Here is a 22,576-nt window from a genome sequence, read left to right on the forward strand (position 1 = left end):
AATCTTCTGCGTCATTTACGCGCGGGCACCCGGCTCGTTTAAAAAAAGCTGCATCGTCACAAGATCAAGCCACCGGTCAAACTTGCGCGCAACCTGCTTGGCGCGGCCGACCTCGACAAAACCAAACCGCTCATGAAATCGAATGGAATTGACGTTTTCCGCATCAATGCCGCCAATCATCACATGCATACCGGCCTCTTTGGCCATCGGGATCAGCGCCGTCAACAGCGCCCTGCCCATTCCCGTGCCACGATGATCGACATGCACATGCACGGAATGCTCGACCGTAAAGCGATATCCCCAGCGCGCCCGCCACGGGCCATAGGACGCAAAGCCCAGAACCTTGCCATCGTCTTCCGCGACAAGCACCGGAAATCCCTGCTGATTGCGTCCCTCAAACCATTCGCGCCGCTCCTCAAGGGTGGATGGCACATCATCATAAATCGCCGTACTATCACGAAGAACCTGATTATAAATTTCAAGAATTTCCGGAAGGTCCCGTTCCGTCGCACTGCGCACAAGCATCATCGTCTCCGTTTTTTCATACCGATAATCTCTTGCTGACGATAATCCATTATAGTAGACAGTCAATATCGATTTTACGGAAAATAAATATCACCATGATCACTATAGAAGACGAAACCACCGCCACCCTTGCTGCCCGGCTTAAGCGCGAACGCGAAATCCGCGGCTGGTCCTTGGGTCAACTCGCCGATAAATCCGGCGTCTCCAAGGCCATGATCAGCAAGATCGAACGCGGCGAAGCCAGCCCTACGGCAACGGTTCTCGGGCGGCTTTCCGGGGCCCTGTCGCTTACGGTTTCGGCATTGCTCTCGTCGGCAAGCCCCGTCCATCATGGTGTACGGAAACAGGCAAAGCAGCCATTATGGTCGGATCCCGAAACCGGTTATGTCCGCCGTCAGGTGCTATCGGGGCAGAAAATCCCGCTCGAACTTGTCGAAGTCACCCTGCCACCCGGCAAACAGGTCACCATGCCCGCCTCCGCATACAGCTTCATTCAGCAGGCGATCTGGGTGCTTGAGGGAACATTGCTGTTTCACGAAGGCGACAGGGTGCATCACCTCGACACCGGCGATAGCCTTGAACTCGGCCCGCCGCAAGATTGCATATTTGAAAATAAAAGCCCCGAAAACTGCCGCTATCTGGTCGCCGTCGTACGCAGCTCGTACTGACAATAAACCGCGCGGCTGGCTATGCCGCCCGCATGGTGCCCGGTGATTTGCCGGTCGTGCGTTTGAACGCGCGGCTGAATGCCGCCTGCGAGCCATAGCCAAGCCGTTCGGCCACCACATCAATCGCCATGCGATCACGGGTGATCCACTGGCTGGCAAGCCGCATGCGAAGTTCGGTGACATAGCGAAGCGGCGTCACCCCGGTGACCTCAAGGAACCGTTCGGCAAAGACCGACCGTGAACTGCCCATTTCCGATGCCATCATCTCGACGGTCCAGTTGCGGCCCGGATCACGATGGATGGCGGCAATCACACGCCCCATGCGCGGGTCGCGCAATGCCTCGACCCAGCCTTGCGCATCACCACATCCGCATTCGACCCAGTCGCGCACGATCGATGCCGATACCACATCGGCAAGCCGCGTCAGGATCCCGGCAAAACCGGCACGTTCGGTCGAAACTTCGCGCGCCATCGCTTCCAGCACCGGTAAAAGTTCGGGGTTTCGATCAATCAGGGTGCCGACCTGCATCACCTCGGGCATCATGCTGACCAGCGGATGCATCCCGCCCAAGTCAAATTCCATGCAGCCGCTGAAAATCAGCGTATCGGTGCTGCGGCAAAGTTCCGCCTTGCAGGCATGGATATCATCCACCCGGCGGCAGATCGTCGTCACACTGTAATCGGTCACATCAAGGCACGGGATGGACGGATCGGACAGCAGCGCATGAATGCCCCCGCGCGGCAAAAGCACCGCATCACCGGCCTCAAGCGTATGGACAACCCCGCTATCGGTGCGCAGGTAAACCCGCCCGCGCGCGATGAAATGAAACTGTGCCCGCGTCGGGTCCTCGCCAAATCGCACGCCAAAGGGCGGGGAAATCTGGATGCGGTTGTAATGCAGCCCGTCAAGCCGCATGCCGAGCAAAAGCTCGCTGATCAGGTCACTGGAAAGCATCTGCATGTCATCAATTCCGGTATCTTTCGGACGATTGATCAATAATCAAGGAGAAACTGGCATAGCCCGTCCGGCAAGTCCACTCTATTCTGTTTGCAATGCACAAACACTCTATCCGAGAGGACATTCGATGACTGAGACAGTAAATAAGCCCACGGCTGCTGCTGCGCAAGGCGCGCCAGCCTGGTGGGCGGTTATTTCCATGACATTGGGGGTTTTCGGGCTGGTCACGGCCGAATTCCTGCCCGTAAGCCTGCTGACCCCGATGGCCGATGACCTGCAGATTACCGAAGGTCTGGCGGGTCAGGCAATGTCAACCACCGCCATTCTGGCCCTGATCACAAGCCTTCTGACCGCGACCGTCACCCGCAGCATCGACCGCCGTTATGTCCTGCTGGGCTTTTCGATCCTTCTGACCATCTCCAACATCATGGTCGCCACCGCGCCAAGCTTTGCGGTGCTGCTGGCCGGTCGTGTCCTGCTGGGGATCGCACTTGGCGGTTTCTGGACCATGTCGGCCGCCACCGTCATGCGCCTTGTGCCGGAAAAAAGCATTCCGCGTGCGCTCTCGATCCTGTTTAGCGGTGTTTCGGCCGCCACCATCTTTGCCGCCCCGCTCGGAAGCTATCTTGGCGATGTGATTGGCTGGCGCGATGTGTTCCTGCTGGCTTCCCTGCTCGGCGTTCTAGCCCTTGTCGTGCAGTTCCTGACTTTGCCGAAAATGCCGCCGCGGGGCCGTGCGACGCTGCGGACATTGGTCGAGGTCATCAGCCGCCCGCGCATGAAATTCGGCCTGTTTTCGCTGGTCCTGATCATTACCGGCCATTTCGCGCTCTTCACCTATGTTCGGCCATTCCTTGAAAACATCACCGGCGTTGCCACGGCGGGCGTTTCGGGCATTCTGCTCGGCTTTGGTCTTGCGAACTTTATCGGCACCTATGTCGGCGGTGCGCTAGTTGCACGCTCGCTTCGTATGACGATTGCCCTGATGCCGATGATCATGGGGCTTGCCGGGATCGGCATGGTTTCCATTCAGGGTGCGATTGTCCCGACCACCGTGCTTGTCGCGATCTGGGGCATGGCCTTTGGCGGCGTTCCGGTCGCATGGTCAACCTGGATCACGCGCACCGTCCCGGACGAAGCCGAAAGCGGCGGCGGCCTTTTCGTCGCAGCTTTCCAGCTTGCGATTGCGACGGGCTCTGGCGTTGGCGGAATTCTGTTTGATGCCAGCGGCGCGCTTGGCGTGTTTACCATCGCCGGCATGTTGCTGGTGGGCGCATCGATCATCGCTACACTGGGCCTGCGCACCAGCCCTGTTCCCGCAACCGAACAGGCTTAAGCATCGCCCCACCCCCACCCTGATGCTTGACGCGCAGACCCAGCACCCCGGCAGTTTCCCTGACTGCCGGGGTTTTCTTTATGCAGCCCCCATCACGCTGCCTTCAACCAATCAAAAAATGCACGCGGAAGTTAATATGCATCAGCTTCGTTCCACCTGAACTGGTTTAAGAATCACCGTGTTATCAACAATCCCCGATAACGCAAAGGAGTCTGACATGTTGTGGAATGGATCGAAGATCACTGGCTACGCCATCTCGGCAAGTGACGGCAAAATCGGCAAGATCAGCGACTTTTTCTTCGATGACACCAACTGGCTCGTCCGGTGGCTGGTCGTCGATACCGGCAACTGGCTGTCGGGCCGCAAGGTTCTGCTGCCGACATCCGCGATGGACCACCTCGATGCTAAAAAAGAGGAATGCTCCATAAAACTGACAAAGAAGCAGATCGAGGAAAGCCCGAAGGTAGACACGGACAAGCCCGTGTCGCGGCAGATGGAAACCAACGTTTACGGATACTACGGATACAGCCCGTATTGGAACAGCGGCTATGGCATGACCGGCGGTGCTGGCATGGCCGGTGGTTACGGCTACATGGGCGGAATGGGCGGCGCGATGCCGGTTTCATCCGCCTCAAAGCAGCGCGAGGAGGAAATGATCCTTGCCCGTAAAAACAGCGGTGACGTGCATCTGCGCAGCGTCGAAGAGGTCACCGGCTATCACATCAATGCCACCGACGGCGAGATCGGTCACGTCGAGGACATGATCATCCAGGATGCCGATTGGGGCATTCATTACCTCGTCATCGATACAAAAAACTGGTGGACCGGCAAGAAGGTGCTGATCTCCCCGCGCTCGGTAAAGAACATCAATTCGGAGGACGAACTGGTGAACATCAGCGTCAATCGCCAGAAGGTAAAAGACCGTGAGGCCTACGACGCCTCTGAAATGATTGATCCAGCCTTTGAGGAAAAATTCCGCGCCTATTACGGCATCACGTCGGCCGCGGCCTGATCGCGCTGCGGTGTGTTATTCGCCGATCATTGGCACGTTAACGGGCTGGGCTGCCAGAACCTGATCGCGATTTAAAACACACCGCACCACCAATGTGATTTCAGACAATGGCCATCTCGGTCCGGAACACCTTGATGACGCGAAGGTCATCAATTTTCAAAGGGAATTTCAGGTAATGAGAACAATCATATTCATCGTTTTGGTGCTGCTGCTTATCGGCGGTGGTGGTGGATATTACGGCTATAGCTCATATGGCGGTGCGGGACTGGGCGGTGTTCTCGGTCTGGTTCTGACGATATTCATCGTGTTCTGGCTTGTCCGTGCCTTCCGGGGCCGCGCCGTGTGACCCTAAGAACGTCTCTCATTCAGAAGGACTACCACCATGACAAACATCCGAACCATGCTTGTTGCGCTCGCCCTCACCGGCGCGACCGCCCTTCCTGTCTCGATCACTACGGCCCCGCTCGCACATGCAGCTTCGGTCGAGGAACTCAACACTGAATCAAACCAGTCCCTGCAAAAGCTCTACAGCACCCACCCGGTCGCCCAACAGCTTTCCAAGGATGCCAAGGCGATCCTGGTATTCCCGCGCATTATCAAGGCGGGTCTGGTCTTTGGCGGTGCCTATGGCGAGGGCGTCCTTCTTGAGGACGGCAAGATCGACAAGTATTACAACTCCGTTTCGGCCTCCTGGGGCCTTCAGGCCGGCGCGCAATCTTTCGGCTATGCCGTGTTTCTGATGACCGACAAGGCGATAGACTATCTCGACAAATCCAACGGCTGGGAAATCGGCGTTGGCCCGACCGTGGTGGTGATGGACGAAGGTGCCGCCAAGAACCTGTCCACATCAACGCTAAAGGATGATGCCTATGCCTTCATCTTCGATCAGGAAGGCCTGATGCTCAGCGTCAGCATCGAAGGCACCAAGATTTCCCGCATCAAGCAATAAAACCGCCAATAAACCAGCAAGCATGAGCAAGGGAATTCGTCATGCAAATTCAGGTCAGTACCGACAATAACATAGCGGGCGGAGAAAAACTCTCCGCCCACATTGCGACCCGGATCCACAACCATCTGGATCGCTACAGTCGACACATCACCCGTATTGAAGTCCACCTTTCCGATGCAGATGGCGACAAGTCCGGTCGGTCCGACAAGCATTGCCTGATCGAAGCCCGCCTTGAGGGGCGTCAACCCGAAGTGGTCAGCGAACAGGCCGCAACGCTTGAAGGCGCATATTCTGGTGCGGCCAGGAAGATGCAGCACGCTCTGGCGACAACGCTGGGCAAGCTTGACCATGCCAAGGGTGCCGACACCATACGGACCGGCGAAATGTAAAATTTTGACGGCCCCCTCAAAGCGCATGATCGGCAATGAGGAAAGTGAATTTACCCTACTAACGGCCTAACTTTTCCGCCGCCTCAACCGTCTGCGCAATCAGGGTCGCGATTGTCATCGGCCCCACACCACCGGGAACCGGCGTATAGGCGGAACATTTGTCGATCACGGCACTCAGCTCGATATCGCCAATGCCGCCCGGATGATACCCCGCATCAATAACAACCGCCCCGTCCTTGATCCATTCACCCTTGATGAATTCGGGGCGTCCGACCGCCCCAACAACGATATCCGCCGTCCTGACGATTTCCGGAAGGTTCTGCGTTTTCGAATGGCAAATCGTCACGGTCGCATTGGCATTCAGCAACATCATCGCAACCGGCTTGCCAAGAATGGGGCTGCGGCCAATCACCACCGCATGCTTGCCCTCAACCGGCACCTTGTAATGATTTAACAACCGCATGATCCCGGCGGGCGTGGCCGATCCATAGGCCGCCTCGCCCATCGACATCCGGCCAAAGCCCAGCACCGTGACACCATCCACATCCTTCGCCAGATCGATGTGATTGAAACACGCGCGTTCATCAATTTGCGACGGCACCGGATGTTGCAGCAAAATACCGCACACCCGCGGGTCTTCATTCAGTTTCGTGATCTCAGACAGCAATTCTTCGGTCGTCGTTTCCTCGGGAAGCTCCACCCGACGGGGTTCCAGCCCGATCCGCTCGCACGCCTTGCCCTTCATCCGAACATAGGTCGCCGAAGAAGGATCACCCCCAACCAGTATCGTCGCCAAAACCGGAACCATGCCATCAAGACCGCGCCGAAGCACCTGAACCCGACCGGCAAGCTCCAGTTCGATCTGTTTCGACAAAGCTTTGCCGTCAAGGACAGTAGGATTACTAATTTTCTCTGTCATGTTGGGGAATTACCTTTTGGGAGGAAGGGAAAGAGCATTTCCGAAACACTCTAAGCTGAGGATAAATTTCGGTTATTTAGAATCTGCTCCCAAATTCGCTTTTTTGCTCACAAGTACAAAAGCAGCACCAAGTCCCGCAACCAAGAAAATGAGAAACCAGATCATTACCAAAAGGCCAATATCGACCCGCCCGAAATTTGGCGGTGCGAAATAAAAATGGTGCCCAAGACCAACCACATTTCCTTGGACCTGAGCATAGAACGGGGGAAAAAGAAGCGTGATAATCACGAGTGCAACACAAATGGACGAAATAAGAAAAATCTTCTGCCTCTGGTCAATCTTCCTTATTTTCCCTAAAAACTCACTAATGTATGTTTTCATAATTTAAATCCCCAGAAATAACGAGCTCCCTTAAGTTTCGGTCGCATTTCAACTTCTAAAATTGTACACGCGGATATCATTTCCAAAGTATGTTTCTTTCCATGAAGAAATTATTTTGCGCTTATCCAACCATTTCACCAATTCAACATTAGACTCCGTTTTAGGTATTGTTGGTTGACGCCATCCCGGTTTGAATTCCGGAAAGGGTTCCGGCATTTGCTTTAGGGTCTGCCTGATTTGATCGGCAGATAGAATCTTGTGACATTTATTGAAGAGCGAGACTTGGGCAGAAACCGGTTTTGTATTGATGATCACAGCTTGAGCAGCCTCTGCTGTCAAATGGCTAATATCGGCGTTGGTACGATGAAACAGTTTCCCGATAACAGATGCGCGCGACGGCAAACTCGCAATCAACGTTAAGTCCATATCATTGATGATTTTCAGCTTTTGATTATCTGTGATGTTGGAATTCAACAGCTTCTCACGGAAGCTATCATCAAGTGAGAATTTCCCCCCGCTCACAAAGTAGCGATCAATATTTCTCGCAATGAATGACACCTGATAATCTGGGTAATCTGATAAACGGGAAAAGGTCGCCTCCGAAAAGACGATTTTTCCCTCTTCAATGAGTATGAGCCATTTTTTCGGATCGATATTGTCAGGGAATTGCGTAAATCGCATAGGAATTGTTCGGACATACGTTCTGTATATGCCCTCTTCCAATTCGTTATTGTTGATCAAGAATCGTCTCAACGGCAATGAGGATTGATCTTGACTGATGGTGACTGAAGAAAGCTCGGCTTGGGTCTCCCCTTTCTGAAGGAAGGCCGTAAGACTTTCTGCATCAAAAGCTTCGCTGGTGACAAACGTGAGGCAGTTTTCCCATGATGCTTCGATTTTTTGCAACCTGAATATCGGTTTATGAAACCGCAGCGGAATGTCATCAAGCGAGAGTAATTTTGCCGATTGCTTTTCGAGGAAAGTCTCAAGATGTTCGCCTTCAATCTCCTCATGCTTAAGCACTTTGATGATCGTTGCAACATCCTCTTCCGTATTATTCTCAATAGCTAGAAGAATACTCTTTAGATAGTGTTCAAAGTCATCTTCAACTTTGTTGATCAGGACAGTGTTGCCGCTTTTTAAAACAGTCGAGTAGTGCTTGGTTTGCAATTTATCCAAAGAGGGCAAACTCAATACATCTCGAAAAATAAACTCGATGTTTGGGATGGAAACTTTGTACAGCCCTTCATCGGTCAATAGTCTAGCTATTGCAGGGTATGGCTGGATAGTCTTTAAATCTTGCGTTTCGAAAGGAAGCATTTTGAGACGCTTAGGATCAAAATCAATTCCCAGTGCCAGAACCTCGGACAAATTCGTCGAGAGGAACTCCGATATTTGGTCGTCTTTTTGATTCAGCGATTTGAGATGTTTTTCGGGTAGATGAGCTATAAGCCTTGCAACGTGAGTGAAGCTATCCGAGCTTTCAAGCACGGCAGACACAAAACCGGGCCATTTTTCAAGCAATTCGGACGTCAGCTCAGCGACACACTTTCCTCTCTCGTAATAGGTTTCGAAAAAGGCGCTACATTCATCAAAACTTGAAGAAAGGAACTCCACTAAATCCGTAATCTGCGGGTCGTATTGAATTGGATTGCTCAGCATGCAATCAACAAGAATTGCATTTAGAACGAAATGCCGCCGAAAGTCGTCTTCGCGCATCGCCGCAATGACTTCCTTCGGATTGTCGATCTGAAAATCTGGCTCAGGATTGTTGAAGGCCCGGATTTGTATCAGAAACTTGTTGTCGTTAGGCGAGAGGCGACCGGAGTGGAAAAGAGATGTATATTGATAATAGGTATCATCCAAGAATCCTTCAAAAACCAAAAACTTAATTAGTTCCTTGTTTTCATCAAAGACCTTAAATAGTTCCTCTTCTCCTTCTGTATTGGCTCGAATGATTTCATTGAATTTCTTCATTCGGAGGCTCGAACTTTCGCCTTTTAGCTCCTTGATCCTTTTCAATGCACTATCTCTGAATGCGTCAGACCTGTCCTCAATCTCTTTTTTGCGTTCTTTGTAGGTCTTGCCTGCATTTACCTCTTTTTCCAAGGCATTGATGTCTAAGTTCCTCTGAGAGCCTTGATGTGAGCGACACGTAGCTTGCCGCTCTTCAAAGAGTTGGTCAAACCCCTCGCGCTTCCAAAGCGACTGCATCGGATCGACCCATTGCCCATTGATGCTAATCAATGGGTAACCGCTCGGAATTTTGGTTATCAAAGTTATAGCGTAAATCTTACGGAGTTCTTCCAAATCACATGGCACCTGCCGCTCAGCGTCGATAATCCGTTGCTCCAATTCCAATATTTGAGACTTGCAGCGATCTTCCGCTTTGGTGATCAACTCTCCATGCACACGAAGTATCCTAGCAAGATTCCCTTTTTCCCGGTGCAGCTCTTCGAAATCGCTTGGCAGCACGTTCTTATAAATCAGGACGGCAAGGAGCTTATTCGGATCGAGGAGATTCTCCTTATTCTTATCCAGATTTTTGAGGTAGATTGCATATTCATTGAAGATGTTCTGAATGAGCCGCAAGTCATTGAGATAGCGCGACACCTCCCTTAAGAACTGGCGATCAAGTCGCTTGGGAAGAGACAAGCGTTTTTCTTGTTCAATGATTTTGTCGATTGAATTAGAGCTGTTAATGATCGGTATTACGGGAATAATGAACTCGAAGAACTTGGTCCGATCCGTGTTCACAAACATGTTATCCCTGAGCGCGTAGAGAAAACGTATCTGCCTTCTGACACCTGCATTGGCGTTGATGAGACTGTTGATCTCACGCAAGGTCACAAAAATATCGGAATTATTGAAGCGATCCAAATCTTCGATCACAACCAAATCATAGTCCGTGGACTGGAAGAAATATATGATCTCATCCAGATGACGATTGAGAATGGACTCTTGCTCGGTGGCATGAGGCTTTATCTCGATATCCTTGAGCGAAATGCTCCTTAAAGAAATACCGAGGCTCTTGACATATATCTGATGCAATACCACCCAAACGAATACCATCCCCAAGGTAAAGCAACTTAGGTTGAACCAGTTGGTTTCATCTAGTGGCTGAAAAAACGAAAGATCCAAGATCGCGGCTCGCTGATCTATTAACTTCCAGCACGCAAGCATTCCAACAATAGCAAACGGCCATACAAACCAAGACCACCACTTTGGCGACCGAATGCGCTTGAATCTTGATAGCGGGAGACTATTCGCATCTGCCCCGTAAAGCATCTGCTGCAAGATACTTCGCTCGATCTCCTGCTTGGTCACTTCTCCATCAGGTGCAGCCGCTTCCGGCAAAAAGGCGGCCAGAGAGATTTGCAACACTGGCTTTTTGAAGAACCAATATTTTTTATATCGTTTGAGAAAGGTCTTTATGATGCTGCTTTTTCCCGAACCATAAGGCCCGGTAAGAGCAATATTATACACATTCGGGTTCTTGGTCGCATGAAACAGAGCGTCAGAATAAATTCCGTCAGGATCGGCTTTGTCTGTGGGTGCAAGATCAACATAATCAGAATTATCTTGAACATAACCCCTGAACCAACTGACTACATACATCCAAAATTTGGAGAGTTTTTCTGGCATAACCCACTACAAGCCCTGATGAAGTTTAGTTTGTTCTTATTTAGTAGCATTCATGCTTGCTACCTCAAACAGCGAACACAACTTATACAGAAAAATATTCAGTCCTTATTCCCGCAAAAACCAAAAACAACTAAATTGGCTAGGATTGAACTCCTAAAAAACATCCAACAAAAACAAAACCCCGGCCCAATAACATGAGCCGGGGCACGAAGTGCTCTGGAGGGAGACGGGGCTTTTATTCCGGCCCCTTGGTAAAACCCTGATATCCCTTGGCGTCAGACCGATCCGATCAATCAGATCGACCTGATCGTCACCTTGCGTTCCGCCTGCGTTTTCAAACGGTTGCGCAATGCGCGGCCAAACGGGGCGGCCTCGATCTCGAACTCGTCGCCATCCTGCGTTTTGATGCCATCGGCAAAGCTAAGCGTTGCCGTGCCAAAGAAATGCGCATGCACATCGCCCGGGCGGCAGAACAGATCATATTTGAAGTGATGATATTCAAGATTGGCAAGAGAGTGAGACATATTGTCCTCGCCACTCAGGAACGGTTTTTCCCAGATCACCTTGCCATCGCGATAAAGCCGTGACGTGCCTTCAACATGGCTTGGCAGATCGCCCAGAAGCAGTTCCGGCCCCATCGCACACGCACGCAATTTCGAATGCGCCAGATAAAGGTAATTCTGGCGTTCCATCACATGGTCGGAAAACTCGTTGCCAATCGCAAAGCCGATGCGCACCGGATTGCCTTCGGGGTCAATCACGTAAATCGCGGCAATTTCGGGTTCTTCGCTGCCATCAAGGGCAAAGGACGGGCTTGGGATATCCGCCCCCGGATTGGCCACGACCGAGCCATCGCCCTTGTAAAACCATTCCGGCTGCACGCCCGTCTCGCCCGCTTTCGGCTTGCCGCCCTCAACCCCCATGCGAAACATCTTCATGGAATCTGTTTCGTCCGCCGCCTTGTTATCGGCCTTGTGCATGTTCGCCCGGGCGGAGGCTGAGCCAAGGTGGGTCAACCCCGTTCCGGTGACAAGGAAATGCGCCGGATCGGCATGGGTGATCGGCGGCAACAGACGGCCGGATTTGGCGACCTCGTCATAATCAACGTTGGTGTCGCCCATGCGGGCCTTTGCCGCCTCGATCATCGTCACCCCTTGCGAAATCGCGATGCTGGCAAGCTCCCGCGTGGAGGCAACCGCCTTAAGCGGGATCAGGGTTTTGGCATCCTCGACCACGGCCACATGCTGCGCGCCGGCGGTATCCTTGTATTGAACCAGTCTCATGAAATCTGTCCTGATAATGTCTCTGTTCGTAAAATCGGGGGTATTTTCCGGTCAATCAGACCGCGATCAGACCCAGCCGCCATCAACGATAAAGTTCTGTGCCGTGACCATGCGGCTTTCATCCGAGGTCAGGAAAAGCGCCATGCGTGCGATATCCTGCGGCATCACCCTGTTTTTAAGGCACTGGCGCTCGTCAATCTCGCGCTCGGCGGCTTCATCAACCCAAAGGTCAAGCTGGCGCTGCGTCATGACCCAGCCGGGCACGAGCGTATTGACCCGGATGCCATCCTTGCCAAGGTCACGCGCCATGCCGCGCGTGAGCCCATGGGTTGCGGCCTTTGCCGTGGTATAGCCCGGCATGCCGCCCTGCCCCATCATCCAGCTTACCGACCCGAAATTGACAATGGCACCACCACCGGCCTTCTGCATCATCGGGGCGACCGCCTGAATGGCAAAAAACGACGGGCGGATATTGATCGCCTGGCGTTCATCCCAATATTCCGGCGTCACGTCCTGCCATTTATGGCGGGTATCATTGGCGGCATTATTCAAAAGTGCCGTGACCGGGCCGTTGGCCTTGGCCGCCGTTGCCACCGCATCCTGAAGCGCCTTGATATCGGTAATGTCGCATGTGATGAAAAGCGGCTTGTTCTTGGCATCCTTGCCCAGCTTTTCAACAAGCGCGTGGCCTGCTTCCTCGGCAATATCGACAAAGGCGACTTTCGCCCCCTGCTCGACAAAGGCGGTGACAAGCGCCTCGCCAATGCCCGTGGCACCGCCGGTAATGAAAACCGATTTATCGGCAAGGCTGGTATAGTTCGTTGGCATGCGATCGGACATGATCGTCGGCTCTCCCGTCATCTGGTCTTTGTGTGCCGATCCCCTCCGGGTACCGGTCCGTCCGGCACGCCATGATCGGGATCAGGGTTAAACTGGCAGGATGCACCCCGCCCAAAATACTGTACGGGATACTTGATGGGGCATCGCATGGGATGATCACCGCATGGATGCATGCGAAAATCCACAATCGCACCTCTTTCGGGCCGGATTATGATACCCGTTTACGATACCCGGTCCCGCGCGATGGGCCGCTTCCTCCTGACAGTCTTGTTCTTTTATTCTTCATACAATAACATTAATTATCAGGATGTCGCTTGCTGTCAAGCCGCAAACCGGCAAAATCAGGCCTGATACAACACTCAACTGATTGCTTCTTGTTTGGTGATAAGTGGTCTATAAAAATGACACCTCTGATGTGGTGCAAACAGCCCCCTGAAAACCGCACCGAAATAATTATATGCGTTGCAGCACAAGGCATTATCGGGCGCGCAGAAGTTGCCCTTAAAATAAATTCATATTATATGAATAATGTCAGAGTGCGGTCACCGATCCAGCCACCGCCGTCCGCAGATATCAAAAGACCGCACCGGAGGAATTTGAATGCCATCGTCCATGTCAAGAACCTATGCAAGGCGCAGCCTGCACAGCATCGTTGCCCATGATCTGGGAACCCGGATCGTCTCGGGCAAGCTGGCACCGGGCGATGTCCTCCCGACCGAGGCAGCCTTGAGTGAATCGCTCGATGTCTCGCGCACGGCATTGCGCGAGGCGATCAAGATCCTCTCGGCCAAGGGGCTGATCGAAAGCCGGCCGAAAACCGGTACGCGCGTCAAACCGCGCAAAAGCTGGAACCTGCTTGATCCCGATGTTCTGTCCTGGCATTTCCCCGATCCCGATCCGGCGTTTCTGTATGGCCTGTTTGAAACCCGCATGATTATCGAGCCCAACACCGCCGCCATGGCCGCCGAACGCGCGACCGAGGAACAGCTCGCCACCATCGAGGCCGCCTATACCGGCATGGAAAATGCCGAACTCGGGACCGAGGCCGTCTATATCACCGACCTGATTTTCCATCAGGCGATTTTGGATGCGTCGGGCAATGATTTCATGAAATCGTTCGGCATGCTGATTGAAACCGCCCTGATCGGCTCGTTCCGCCTGTCTTCGGGCGGTCCAAAGGCCCATGTCAAATCCCTGCCCGACCATTTCGCGGTCTACCGCGCCATCGCGCACCGCGAACCCGGCGACGCCCGCGAAGCCATGCGCAACCTGCTCAGCCGCACCATGCTGCAACTCCGCCAGCAGCTCGGCATGAAAAGCGAACATGACTGGGACGTGATTGGTCTGTGATACTGCTTTGATACTGCTTTGACCGGTCTGTGATACCGCTTTGATACCCGCTTTACGGGCCCGGCGATGTCATCGCCCTCAAACAGCGGCAAAAGACAAAAACGGGGCTGTCATCGGGACGGCCCCTTTTGTATTCCTCATACAAATAAAAAGCCGTTTTTCGTCTCATGACGGCCAAAACCTGTATTCCTCATACAAATAAAAGCCGATTTTTCGTGCCCGGAATGTCCGCGCGCGATCCCCGACACGCCCCTCACCGATCCATTATTCACCAAAATTGAAAAATCGGATTAATTATGAAAAATAACTTCATAAAAAACCGGCCCCAAAACCCGCATTCTGACCGCCGGAATAAACGCCCCTGAAAACAATTCGGGCCGAAGCAGCAACACCGCCCCGGCCCGAATTCCCCCACCCGAAAAGGCTAAATCCGGCTCACCCCGCTCCGGCCCGCATCCCCGAAAATGACCGTGTAATCAGGCGTTGCAGCACGATAAAGCCAAACAGAAGCGCCCCGATCATGATCTTGGTCCACCAGCTATTGAGCGACCCGTCAAACGCGATCAGGGTCTGGATCACCCCCATGATGATCCCGCCAAAGAACGTGCCCACCACAAAGCCCATGCCCCCAGTCAGAAGCGTTCCGCCAATCACCACCGCCGCAATCGCGTCAAGCTCCACCCCGACGGCTGCCAACGGATAGGCCGACGCGGTATAAAACGCGAAAACAACACCGGCCAAGGCACTGAAAAAGCCCGACAAAGTATAAACCCGGATGATCGTGCCCTGCACCGGAATTCCCAGCAATTCAGCCGACTGACGGTCCCCGCCAATCGCATAGACATTGCGCCCGAACCGGGTGTAATGCGCAATCACCACCCCGGCAATCACCGTCAATAACATCAAAAGCGCCGCCGCACTGATCCAGCCACGACCAGGCAGCGGGATTTTAAATCCGCTGAAATCGGCGACAAACGGATGATCAATCGGCACGGAATCAAGGTTGATCAAAAAGCACATCCCGCGCAGGAAAAACATCCCCGCCAGGGTGATGATAAAGGGCTGAATATCGAACTTGGCGATAATCACCCCCATGAAGGCCCCGAAAAGCGTGCCAACCGCAATCGAAATCACCACCGCGACCAGCGGATGCATGCCAAACCCGGTCACCAGTTCGGCCATCAGGACGCCGACAAAGGCAATCATCGAGCCGACCGAAAGATCAATCCCGCCCGACAGGATGACGAATGTCATGCCGACCGCAGTAATGATCAGAAACGCATTATCGGTCAGAAGCGCACCCAGAACATAAGTATCTGAAAACGCCCGATGTTCGGCAATCCCGTAACCGTAAAGCAGGGCCAGCACCGCCAAAGTGGCAAGCAGCGGGTAATAACGTTCATTAATTTTCATCGGAATTCCCCCGCACCTTCCGGCTGCCGATCTTTTCCCACGCCTTGCCCGCCAGTTCGCGTGATTTCGGTGCCTGCACCAGCAGAACCACCATCACCACCGCCGCCTTGACGATCAGGGTATATTGCGACGGCAGACCGGATAACAGAATGCCCGTGGTCAGCGACTGAATGATCAGAACCCCGATCACCGTCATGCCGATAAAGAACCGCCCGCCCATCAGCGACGCACCGCCAATAACAACCGCCAGAATGGCATCCAGTTCAAGCCACAGCCCGGCATTGTTGGCATCCGCCCCCCGGATATCGGCGGCAATAATGATCCCGGCAAAAGCCGCACACAGCCCCGAAATCGCATAAGCCAGAAGCTTGATCCCGCGCGCATCAATGCCCGCAAGCCGACTGGCGCGCGCATTGCCGCCAACCGATTCAACAAACAGGCCAAGGGCGGTTTTGCGCATCACGGCGTAAAGGGCCCCGATCACCACCGCGGCAATGATCACCCGCCACGGAATACCCAGCAGATACCCGCTGCCGATCCCTTCGAAAAACGCCCCGTGGAAGGTCACGATCTGGCCATCGGTGATCATCTGCGCGATCCCGCGCCCGGCCACCATCAGGATCAGGGTCGCGATGATCGGCTGGATATCAAGATAGGCCACCAGCATCCCGTTCCACAGTCCACACAGCACCCCGGCGCCAAGGGCTGCCAGGATGATGACGGCGGGATGCAGATCGGTATCACGGATCAGGACCGCCATGACGGCGGCTGAAATCGCAATCACCGAACCGACCGAAAGATCAATGCCCCGCGTGCCGATGACCACCGCCATGCCGACCGCCACAAGGGCTGTTGACGCGCCGCGATGCACCACATCAACAAGCGACCCGTAAAGATGCCCGTCAACAATGCGAATATCAAAAAAGTCCGGCGATATGATCCCGATACCCAGAATGATCAGCACAAGGGCCGCCACCGGGCCAAACCACTGCCGGCTCAGCAAAGAAGATGCAGACATGGTGCTGCTTTCCCGTAATTTCTTTTTGTCCTGCAAGCTGGTCATCGTGCAATCGCCTCGATGATCCTGTCCTGCGTGATTTCGGCACCCGTCAGTTCGGAAACCTTTTGGCGGTCGCGCATCACCGCCACCCGGTCGGCAAAGGCAACGATTTCCTCAAGCTCGCTTGACGCCACCAGCAGGGCCAGCCCCTCGTCACAAAGCTCCTTGATCAGCTTGATGATATCGGCATGCGCGCCCACATCAATGCCGCGTGTCGGCTCGTCAAGAATAAGGAAAATCGGCTTGGACACCAGCCACCGCGCCAGAATGACCTTCTGCTGATTGCCACCGCTCAGTTGCCCGACCGGCTTTTCGCTATCGGGTGTGGCAATCCCCAGCGCCCTGATCATCTCATCGGCGGTTTTCTGCTGCTCGGCGCGTGCAATCGGGCGCAGCCAGCCGCGCCGCCCCTGAAGCGCCAGCATGATGTTTTCGCGCACGCTAAGCTCGGCAACAATGCCATCCTGTTTGCGGTCCTCGGGGCAAAGCCCGAAACCCGACCGGATGGCATGGCGCGGGGAGCGCAGCATCACCGGCTCCCCGTCAAGGAACACAAGGCCGCTATCGGCCTTTTTCGCCCCGAAGATAAGCTCCGAAAGCTCCGTCCTGCCTGACCCCAGAAGCCCGGCCAGACCAACAATCTCGCCGCCCGAAAGGTCAAGCGTCACTGGCTCCAGCACGCGCTTCTTGCCCAGATTCTTGATCTGGATCTGGCGGCCCTTGCCGGTGAAATTGCTTTCATCCTGATGGCGGTGCGAACTGACCTCGGCCAGTTCCCGGCCCAGCATGTGATTGATCAGGTCAATCTGCGCCAGTTCCTTGGTCACAAACGTCCCGACAAGCCGCCCGTTGCGCAGGACCGTGATGCGGTCCGTGATCGCGTAAACCTGATCCAGGAAATGGGTGACAAACACAATGCCAAGCCCCTTGGCACGCAATTCGCCCATGATGCGAAACAGGGTGCGGATTTCCTCGGCATCAAGGCTTGCGGTTGGTTCGTCAAGGATCAGAACCCGCGCATCCAGTGCAACCGCACGTGCAATCGCAACCAATTGCTGGATCGCCACCGAATAGGACCCAAGCGGCCGGTTGACATCAATATCAAGCCCCAGCGTTTCAAGGGCTGTCTTGGCATCACTTTCGGTTTTCTTCCATGAAATAAACCCGAATTTCAATGTCTGGCGTTCCAGCATCAGGTTTTCGGCAACCGACAGCGTGGGAACCAGGTTCACTTCCTGATAGACCGTCGAAATGCCAAGCGCCTGTGCATCGCCCGGATGATTTGGATGGATTTCCTGCCCGTCAAGCAGGACGGTTCCGGCATCGCGCGGATGAACCCCGGTAATCACCTTGATCAGCGTCGATTTCCCGGCACCGTTTTCACCCAGAAGCGCGTGAATTTCACCGGATCGCAAATCGAAATCGACATCCTGCAAGGCTTTGACGCCGGGAAAAAACTTTCCCGCCCCGCGTACTGACAGCACGGATTGCGTCTTCTCAGACATGGATAGCCCCTCTCCCTTTATGTTCGCTGGCCGGATGTGGCCGAACGCACCCTTGCCATCGACAAGGATGCGTTCAGACATCACGCCAGTTGCGTCACCCCAACCGCACGGTAAGGCGCACGGTTGCGGATAACGGCCTTACTTGCTGCGCATTTTGTATTCTTCGGCAGCGGTATCAGGCAGATAAAGCGGACCATTGGCCTTGATCCATTTCGGTACTTCCTTGCCTTCTTTGGCAGCGGCAATCGCATCAAAGGAAGGTGCGCCAAGATGCGGGTTCAGCTCGATGGTGGCGTTGGTGTCGCCATCGGCCATCGCCTTGAAAATATCGGGAACCGCATCGATTGATACGATCAGGATATCTTCGGCCGGGTCAAGACCGGCTTCCTTGATCGCCTGAACCGCACCCAGCGCCATGTCATCGTTATGGGCATAAACCGCACAGATGTTCTTGCCGCCATCTTCGGCTTTCAGGAAGCTTTCCATGACTTCCTTGCCGCCCGAACGGGTGAAATCGCCCGACTGGGACCGGATGATATTGATCCCCGGGAAATTGCCGACAACGGACTCAAAACCTTCCTTGCGGTCATTGGCAGCCGACGAGCCAACGGTGCCCTGAAGCTCGACCACATCGCAGACGCCATTGGTTTCCGCTGCCAGCCATGCGGCGGCAAGCGCACCTTCGACCACGAAGTCAGATGCAACCTTGGTCAGATACAGGCTTTCATCGGCGGCAACACCACGGTCAACCAGAACGACGGGAATACCGGCATCCTTGGCTTCCTGAAGCACCTGATCCCAGCCGGTTTCAACAACCGGTGCCAGCAGAATGCCATCAACGCCCTGGGCGATGAAGGAACGGACTGCCTTGATCTGGTTTTCCTGTTTCTGCTGCGCATCCGAGAATTTCAGATCAATGCCGCGCTTTTCCGCTTCGGCCTTGATCGATGCCGTCTCGGACGTGCGCCAGCCGCTTTCCGACCCGATCTGCGAGAAGCCGATCATCATTTCGGCCTGTGCCGCAAAGGACAGACCAAGTGCAACACCAAGGGCTGCCGTCGACACCGCAAGCTGCTTGAGACTTTTCATTATTTCCTCCCTAAAGGCTGTTTTATTGCTAAAAGCCATATAGTAATACAATATGATTTGAAGGAACTCAACGGCCTAAATGCGCCTCCCCACTTTCGCGTATAAAGCGCGGTTGACAGCGGCCCAAAAACCCGCAAAGTCAAAATAAAACAGGGACTTCCAGATGAAACGAGGCGACATGTCCAAAAACCCGACCGCAATCCCGATACATCCGGCCCCGGCCGGAACCCTGCAAATCAGGACCGCAAAAATGCGAATCCTGCTCTCCCCCTTTGGGGCGCGCATCCGGGCGCTTTGGCTGAGAAATGACGACGGCACGGAAACCAATATCGCTGTCGGCCTGCCCGATGATGATGCCTATGCCACCCATGACAGCTATATCGGTGCGGTGTGCGGGCGCTATGCCAACCGCATTGCCAATTCGGCCTATATCGCCCCGAATGGTGACCGGGTGACACTGGCCGCCAACGAAGGCCCGACGCACCTGCATGGTGGCGTTACCGGCTTTGACCGGCACGACTGGTCGGTCGTACAAAACACCGATCACGAAATCGCCTTTCACCTCGAAAGCCCGGACGGGGATCAAGGCTATCCGGGGAATTTCGCGGCGACCGCAACCTATTCAATTGTCGCTGAAAATCGCCTGCGCCTTGAAATCAAGGCGACCTGCGATCAGACCTGCCCGGTCAACATGACCAGCCACGCCTATTGGAACCTGACGGGCCGATTTGATAAATGCGCGGCCCTGCATATCCTTGAAATCGATGCCGATGCCTATCTTCCGATTGACGACCGCCTGATCCCCCTTCCCGGTCGCTGCGACCTTGCCGGAACCGGCTATGATTTCCGAAACCCCGCCGTAATCGCGCAGAACCTCCTGAATGCCGATCAGGGCTTTGATCACAATTTCTGCCTCAATGGCACACGCGGCACCCTGCGCCCCATCGCCACCCTGTCCGATCCCGACAGCGGCCGGACGATGAAACTGTTCTCAACCGAGGCCGGATTGCAATTCTACCTCTCCCAGCATTTCACCAATGCCATGAAAACGCCGGACGGCAAAAGCCTTCACAAATCAGGCGGCATCGCGCTCGAACCCCAAACCTTCCCCGACAGCCCCAACCGCCCGGACTTCCCAAGCCCGTGGTTGAAACCCGGCGAGACTTACCGGCATGTGATCGAGTGGGAGTTTTCCTGACAGCATAAGCCCCGCAATTGCGGGGCCTTTTCGCCATTCAAACACATGTACAACAAACTCAAAGCGCCGCAACCACCCCATCCGCCCGCGGATCGGTGGCCCCTTCCATAACCCCATTGGCGCGCATCAAAATGCCGCCAGCATGGCCCATCATGTCTTCGAAATCACCGATAACCTCAACCGCATGACCGGCTTTTTCAAGCTGCGTGATCAGGGCCGGGTCAAACCGGTTTTCGAGTTTAAGGGTCGTGGTTTCCGCGCCCCATGTCCGGCCAAGCAGCCAGCGCGGTGCGGTGATGGCCGCCTGCAAATCCTGCCCGAACAGGACATTGCGGGTAAACACCGCCGCCTGGGTTTGCGGCTGTCCCTCGCCCCCCATGGTGCCGTAAGTCAACACATCGCCATTGTTCAGCCGCGCCATCGCCGGGTTGAGCGTATGGAACGGTAACCGGCCTGGACCGAGCTGGTTGGGACCGTCATGCAGCGTAAAGCTTGCCCCGCGGTTCTGCCACAGGACCCCGGTTTCGGGCACCACAACGCCCGATCCGAATTCCCAGAAAATGCTTTGGATGTAGCTGACGACCGTGCCGTTTTTATCCGTCGCCCCCATCCAGATCGTATCGCCCGGCTTGGCGATATGCGGCCAGGGCAGCGCGGTTTTCATATCGATCTTTGCCGCCTCGGCATCGAGCATCGCATCGCTCAGAAGCGCCATCGGATCAATATCCATCCGGTCCGGATCGCCGATATGGGCATCGCGTTTGATAAAGGCGCGTTTGGTTGCCTCGATCACGCCGTGGATATGATCAAATCCCTCGCCCGCTTTCACCCCCAGCCGGTCAAACAAGCCAAGGATCATCAGCGACGCGGCCCCTTGCGTCGGTGGTACCATATTGAAAACGGTGCCGCTTGATAGCTTCACCGAGAGCGGCGTCATGGTTTTGGCGTGATAGCCCTCGAAATCCGGGAGCCGAAGCGGACTTCCCGCCGCCTCAAGCCCCTTGGCATTGGCGCGCGCGATATCGCCACGGTAAAAATCATCAAGCCCGACGGCACCAAGCCGCTCCAGCGTTTCGCCAAGAGCCGGCTGCTTCAACACATCGCCGATTTCGGGCACGCCATTCGCGGCATAGGTCGCAACATAACCCGGCGCATCGCGAAGTTCCGGCAGCTTGTCACGCGTCAGTTCATGCTGCGATTTCGTGATCGGCACACCGGCCCGCGCATGATGCACCGCATCGGCGACAAGGCGCGCGATGGGCAATGTACCGCCCAGTTTCCTTGCGATTTTTGCCGCCTCCATCCAGCCACCAATCGCCCCACCCACGGTCAATGCCGCCAGCGGCCCGCGCGCCGGGATTTTGTCATGACCAAGGTCACGGTAAAATTCCGGGCTTGCCAAGCCTGCCGCCCCGCCACATGCCCGGATCGCCACCGGGTCCTTGCCCGGTTCGGCAATCAGCCAGAACCCGTCACCGCCAATCGCATTCATATGCGGATAGACAACCGCAATCGTGGCCGCCGCCGCAATCATCGCCTCGACCGCGTTGCCGCCGTCGCGCAGCACATCGCGCCCGGCCTGGGCGGCCAGATGATGCGGGGCGGTGACCATCCCGCCAAGGCTTGTTCTGGTTCTGAGCATTTCGGGGCCTCCTGATGGCGCAAAAACTTCGGCATGCCGCGTATCCGGCATGCCCTGTTATGATCTGAAATCTATCTTGAATTTCGGGGATGTATCAGGCGATTTTCACATCGTGGACAAATCGCCTGATATTTTGCGGGGTTGCTACCAGCCGATAAGATCGGGCAGCCAGCTTGTCAGTTCCGGGAAGATGAACAGCAGCACAAGGGCCAGTGCCTGAATACCGATAAACGGAATAACCCCGCGATAGATATCCATGGTCGACACCGATTTTGGCGCGACACCCTTAAGGAAGAACAGTGCCCAGCCAAAAGGCGGCGTCAGGAAGCTGGTCTGCAGGTTCATCGCCACAAGGATCGCAAGCCACGCCATGTCGATGCCGCTATTGATAAACACCGGTAAAAACATCGGTAG

General features: G+C 54.7%; 21 protein-coding genes. 8 read left to right on the forward strand and 13 right to left on the reverse strand.

The features are described 5' to 3' along the window. Nucleotides 1–15 precede the first annotated feature (15 nt). A complete protein-coding gene (locus tag SMB34_RS15985) occupies nt 16–525 on the reverse strand; it encodes a GNAT family N-acetyltransferase (RefSeq protein ID WP_037991632.1) in 510 nt (169 codons plus the stop codon). A gap of 95 nt (nt 526–620) precedes the next feature. Here SMB34_RS15985 and SMB34_RS15990 point away from each other — a divergent pair, with 95 nt between their 5' ends. Beyond that, a complete protein-coding gene (locus SMB34_RS15990) occupies nt 621–1,193 on the forward strand; it encodes a helix-turn-helix domain-containing protein (RefSeq protein WP_037991535.1) in 573 nt (190 codons plus the stop codon). A 19-nt stretch (nt 1,194–1,212) separates the two neighbouring features. On the opposite strand, the gene SMB34_RS15995 is transcribed toward SMB34_RS15990, so the two are convergent. Continuing rightward, on the reverse strand, nt 1,213–2,154 hold the full coding sequence (locus SMB34_RS15995; RefSeq protein WP_051682340.1) for an AraC family transcriptional regulator: 942 nt from the start codon (nt 2,152–2,154) through the stop codon (nt 1,213–1,215). A 124-nt stretch (nt 2,155–2,278) separates the two neighbouring features. Between SMB34_RS15995 and SMB34_RS16000 the strand changes: the two genes are divergently transcribed. The 5 genes from SMB34_RS16000 to SMB34_RS16020 all read left to right on the forward strand — a co-directional run bounded on the left by SMB34_RS16000 (nt 2,279) and on the right by SMB34_RS16020 (nt 5,837). After that, nucleotides 2,279–3,487 carry an MFS transporter gene (locus tag SMB34_RS16000; protein ID WP_037991537.1) on the forward strand — a complete coding sequence of 403 codons (1,209 nt, stop codon included), beginning with the start codon at nt 2,279–2,281 and terminating at the stop codon, nt 3,485–3,487. A 217-nt stretch (nt 3,488–3,704) separates the two neighbouring features. Further along, nucleotides 3,705–4,499, forward strand: a complete 795-nt coding sequence (locus tag SMB34_RS16005) for a PRC-barrel domain-containing protein (RefSeq protein ID WP_037991539.1) — start codon at nt 3,705–3,707, stop codon at nt 4,497–4,499. Nucleotides 4,500–4,674: 175 nt separating this feature from the next. Continuing rightward, nucleotides 4,675–4,845, forward strand: coding sequence for a DUF3309 family protein (locus SMB34_RS16010; protein WP_084716662.1), 171 nt, complete (start codon nt 4,675–4,677; stop codon nt 4,843–4,845). Between the two features lie 36 nt (nt 4,846–4,881). Continuing rightward, nucleotides 4,882–5,448: a lipid-binding SYLF domain-containing protein gene (locus tag SMB34_RS16015; RefSeq protein ID WP_037991544.1), complete on the forward strand. Its 567-nt coding sequence runs from the start codon at nt 4,882–4,884 to the stop codon at nt 5,446–5,448. A gap of 41 nt (nt 5,449–5,489) precedes the next feature. Beyond that, a complete protein-coding gene (locus SMB34_RS16020; RefSeq protein WP_037991545.1) occupies nt 5,490–5,837 on the forward strand; it encodes an HPF/RaiA family ribosome-associated protein in 348 nt (115 codons plus the stop codon). Nucleotides 5,838–5,895: 58 nt separating this feature from the next. Here SMB34_RS16020 and folD read toward each other — a convergent pair whose 3' ends face one another. From folD to SMB34_RS16045, 5 genes are all read right to left on the reverse strand, one after another. Continuing rightward, nucleotides 5,896–6,756, reverse strand: coding sequence for a bifunctional methylenetetrahydrofolate dehydrogenase/methenyltetrahydrofolate cyclohydrolase FolD (gene folD / locus SMB34_RS16025; RefSeq protein WP_037991546.1), 861 nt, complete (start codon nt 6,754–6,756; stop codon nt 5,896–5,898). 72 nt (nt 6,757–6,828) lie between these two features. After that, nucleotides 6,829–7,137: a hypothetical protein gene (locus SMB34_RS16030; protein ID WP_037991547.1), complete on the reverse strand. Its 309-nt coding sequence runs from the start codon at nt 7,135–7,137 to the stop codon at nt 6,829–6,831. A gap of 48 nt (nt 7,138–7,185) precedes the next feature. Continuing rightward, nucleotides 7,186–10,755 (reverse strand): YobI family P-loop NTPase, encoded by a 3,570-nt coding sequence (locus SMB34_RS16035; protein WP_205618057.1) that lies wholly within the window; start codon nt 10,753–10,755, stop codon nt 7,186–7,188. Between the two features lie 320 nt (nt 10,756–11,075). Continuing rightward, nucleotides 11,076–12,065, reverse strand: a complete 990-nt coding sequence (gene araD1, locus SMB34_RS16040) for an AraD1 family protein (RefSeq protein ID WP_037991549.1) — start codon at nt 12,063–12,065, stop codon at nt 11,076–11,078. A 66-nt stretch (nt 12,066–12,131) separates the two neighbouring features. Then, on the reverse strand, nt 12,132–12,905 hold the full coding sequence (locus tag SMB34_RS16045) for an SDR family NAD(P)-dependent oxidoreductase (protein WP_037991550.1): 774 nt from the start codon (nt 12,903–12,905) through the stop codon (nt 12,132–12,134). A 600-nt stretch (nt 12,906–13,505) separates the two neighbouring features. Here SMB34_RS16045 and SMB34_RS16055 point away from each other — a divergent pair. Continuing rightward, on the forward strand, nt 13,506–14,255 hold the full coding sequence (locus tag SMB34_RS16055; RefSeq protein ID WP_082822678.1) for a FadR/GntR family transcriptional regulator: 750 nt from the start codon (nt 13,506–13,508) through the stop codon (nt 14,253–14,255). A gap of 435 nt (nt 14,256–14,690) precedes the next feature. On the opposite strand, the gene yjfF is transcribed toward SMB34_RS16055, so the two are convergent. The 4 genes from yjfF to SMB34_RS16075 all read right to left on the reverse strand — a co-directional run bounded on the left by yjfF (nt 14,691) and on the right by SMB34_RS16075 (nt 19,322). Then, on the reverse strand, nt 14,691–15,668 hold the full coding sequence (gene yjfF, locus SMB34_RS16060) for a galactofuranose ABC transporter, permease protein YjfF (protein ID WP_037991563.1): 978 nt from the start codon (nt 15,666–15,668) through the stop codon (nt 14,691–14,693). Next, the gene (locus SMB34_RS16065) at nt 15,658–16,686 is read right to left on the reverse strand and encodes an ABC transporter permease (protein ID WP_051682342.1); all 1,029 of its coding nucleotides are present in this window, start codon (nt 16,684–16,686) and stop codon (nt 15,658–15,660) included. Before SMB34_RS16065 ends, yjfF begins: the two co-directional genes overlap by 11 nt. A gap of 41 nt (nt 16,687–16,727) precedes the next feature. Then, nucleotides 16,728–18,233 carry a sugar ABC transporter ATP-binding protein gene (locus SMB34_RS16070; RefSeq protein ID WP_037991635.1) on the reverse strand — a complete coding sequence of 502 codons (1,506 nt, stop codon included), beginning with the start codon at nt 18,231–18,233 and terminating at the stop codon, nt 16,728–16,730. Nucleotides 18,234–18,371: 138 nt separating this feature from the next. Next, nucleotides 18,372–19,322 (reverse strand): ABC transporter substrate-binding protein, encoded by a 951-nt coding sequence (locus SMB34_RS16075; RefSeq protein ID WP_037991565.1) that lies wholly within the window; start codon nt 19,320–19,322, stop codon nt 18,372–18,374. Between the two features lie 163 nt (nt 19,323–19,485). Between SMB34_RS16075 and SMB34_RS16080 the strand changes: the two genes are divergently transcribed. Then, nucleotides 19,486–20,520, forward strand: a complete 1,035-nt coding sequence (locus tag SMB34_RS16080) for an aldose epimerase family protein (protein WP_037991566.1) — start codon at nt 19,486–19,488, stop codon at nt 20,518–20,520. Nucleotides 20,521–20,578: 58 nt separating this feature from the next. Here the strand turns inward: SMB34_RS16080 and SMB34_RS16085 are convergent, their stop codons facing one another. Together SMB34_RS16085 and SMB34_RS16090 are read right to left on the reverse strand one after the other, a co-directional pair. Continuing rightward, nucleotides 20,579–22,162, reverse strand: coding sequence for a gamma-glutamyltransferase family protein (locus SMB34_RS16085; RefSeq protein WP_037991636.1), 1,584 nt, complete (start codon nt 22,160–22,162; stop codon nt 20,579–20,581). A gap of 144 nt (nt 22,163–22,306) precedes the next feature. Beyond that, nucleotides 22,307–22,576: TRAP transporter large permease subunit (locus SMB34_RS16090; RefSeq protein ID WP_156962690.1), on the reverse strand; the 270-nt coding region annotated here is incomplete at its 5' end.

Source organism: Thalassospira permensis NBRC 106175, from assembly GCF_000714555.1.
GTDB classification, from domain to species: Bacteria; Pseudomonadota; Alphaproteobacteria; order Rhodospirillales; family Thalassospiraceae; genus Thalassospira; species Thalassospira xiamenensis.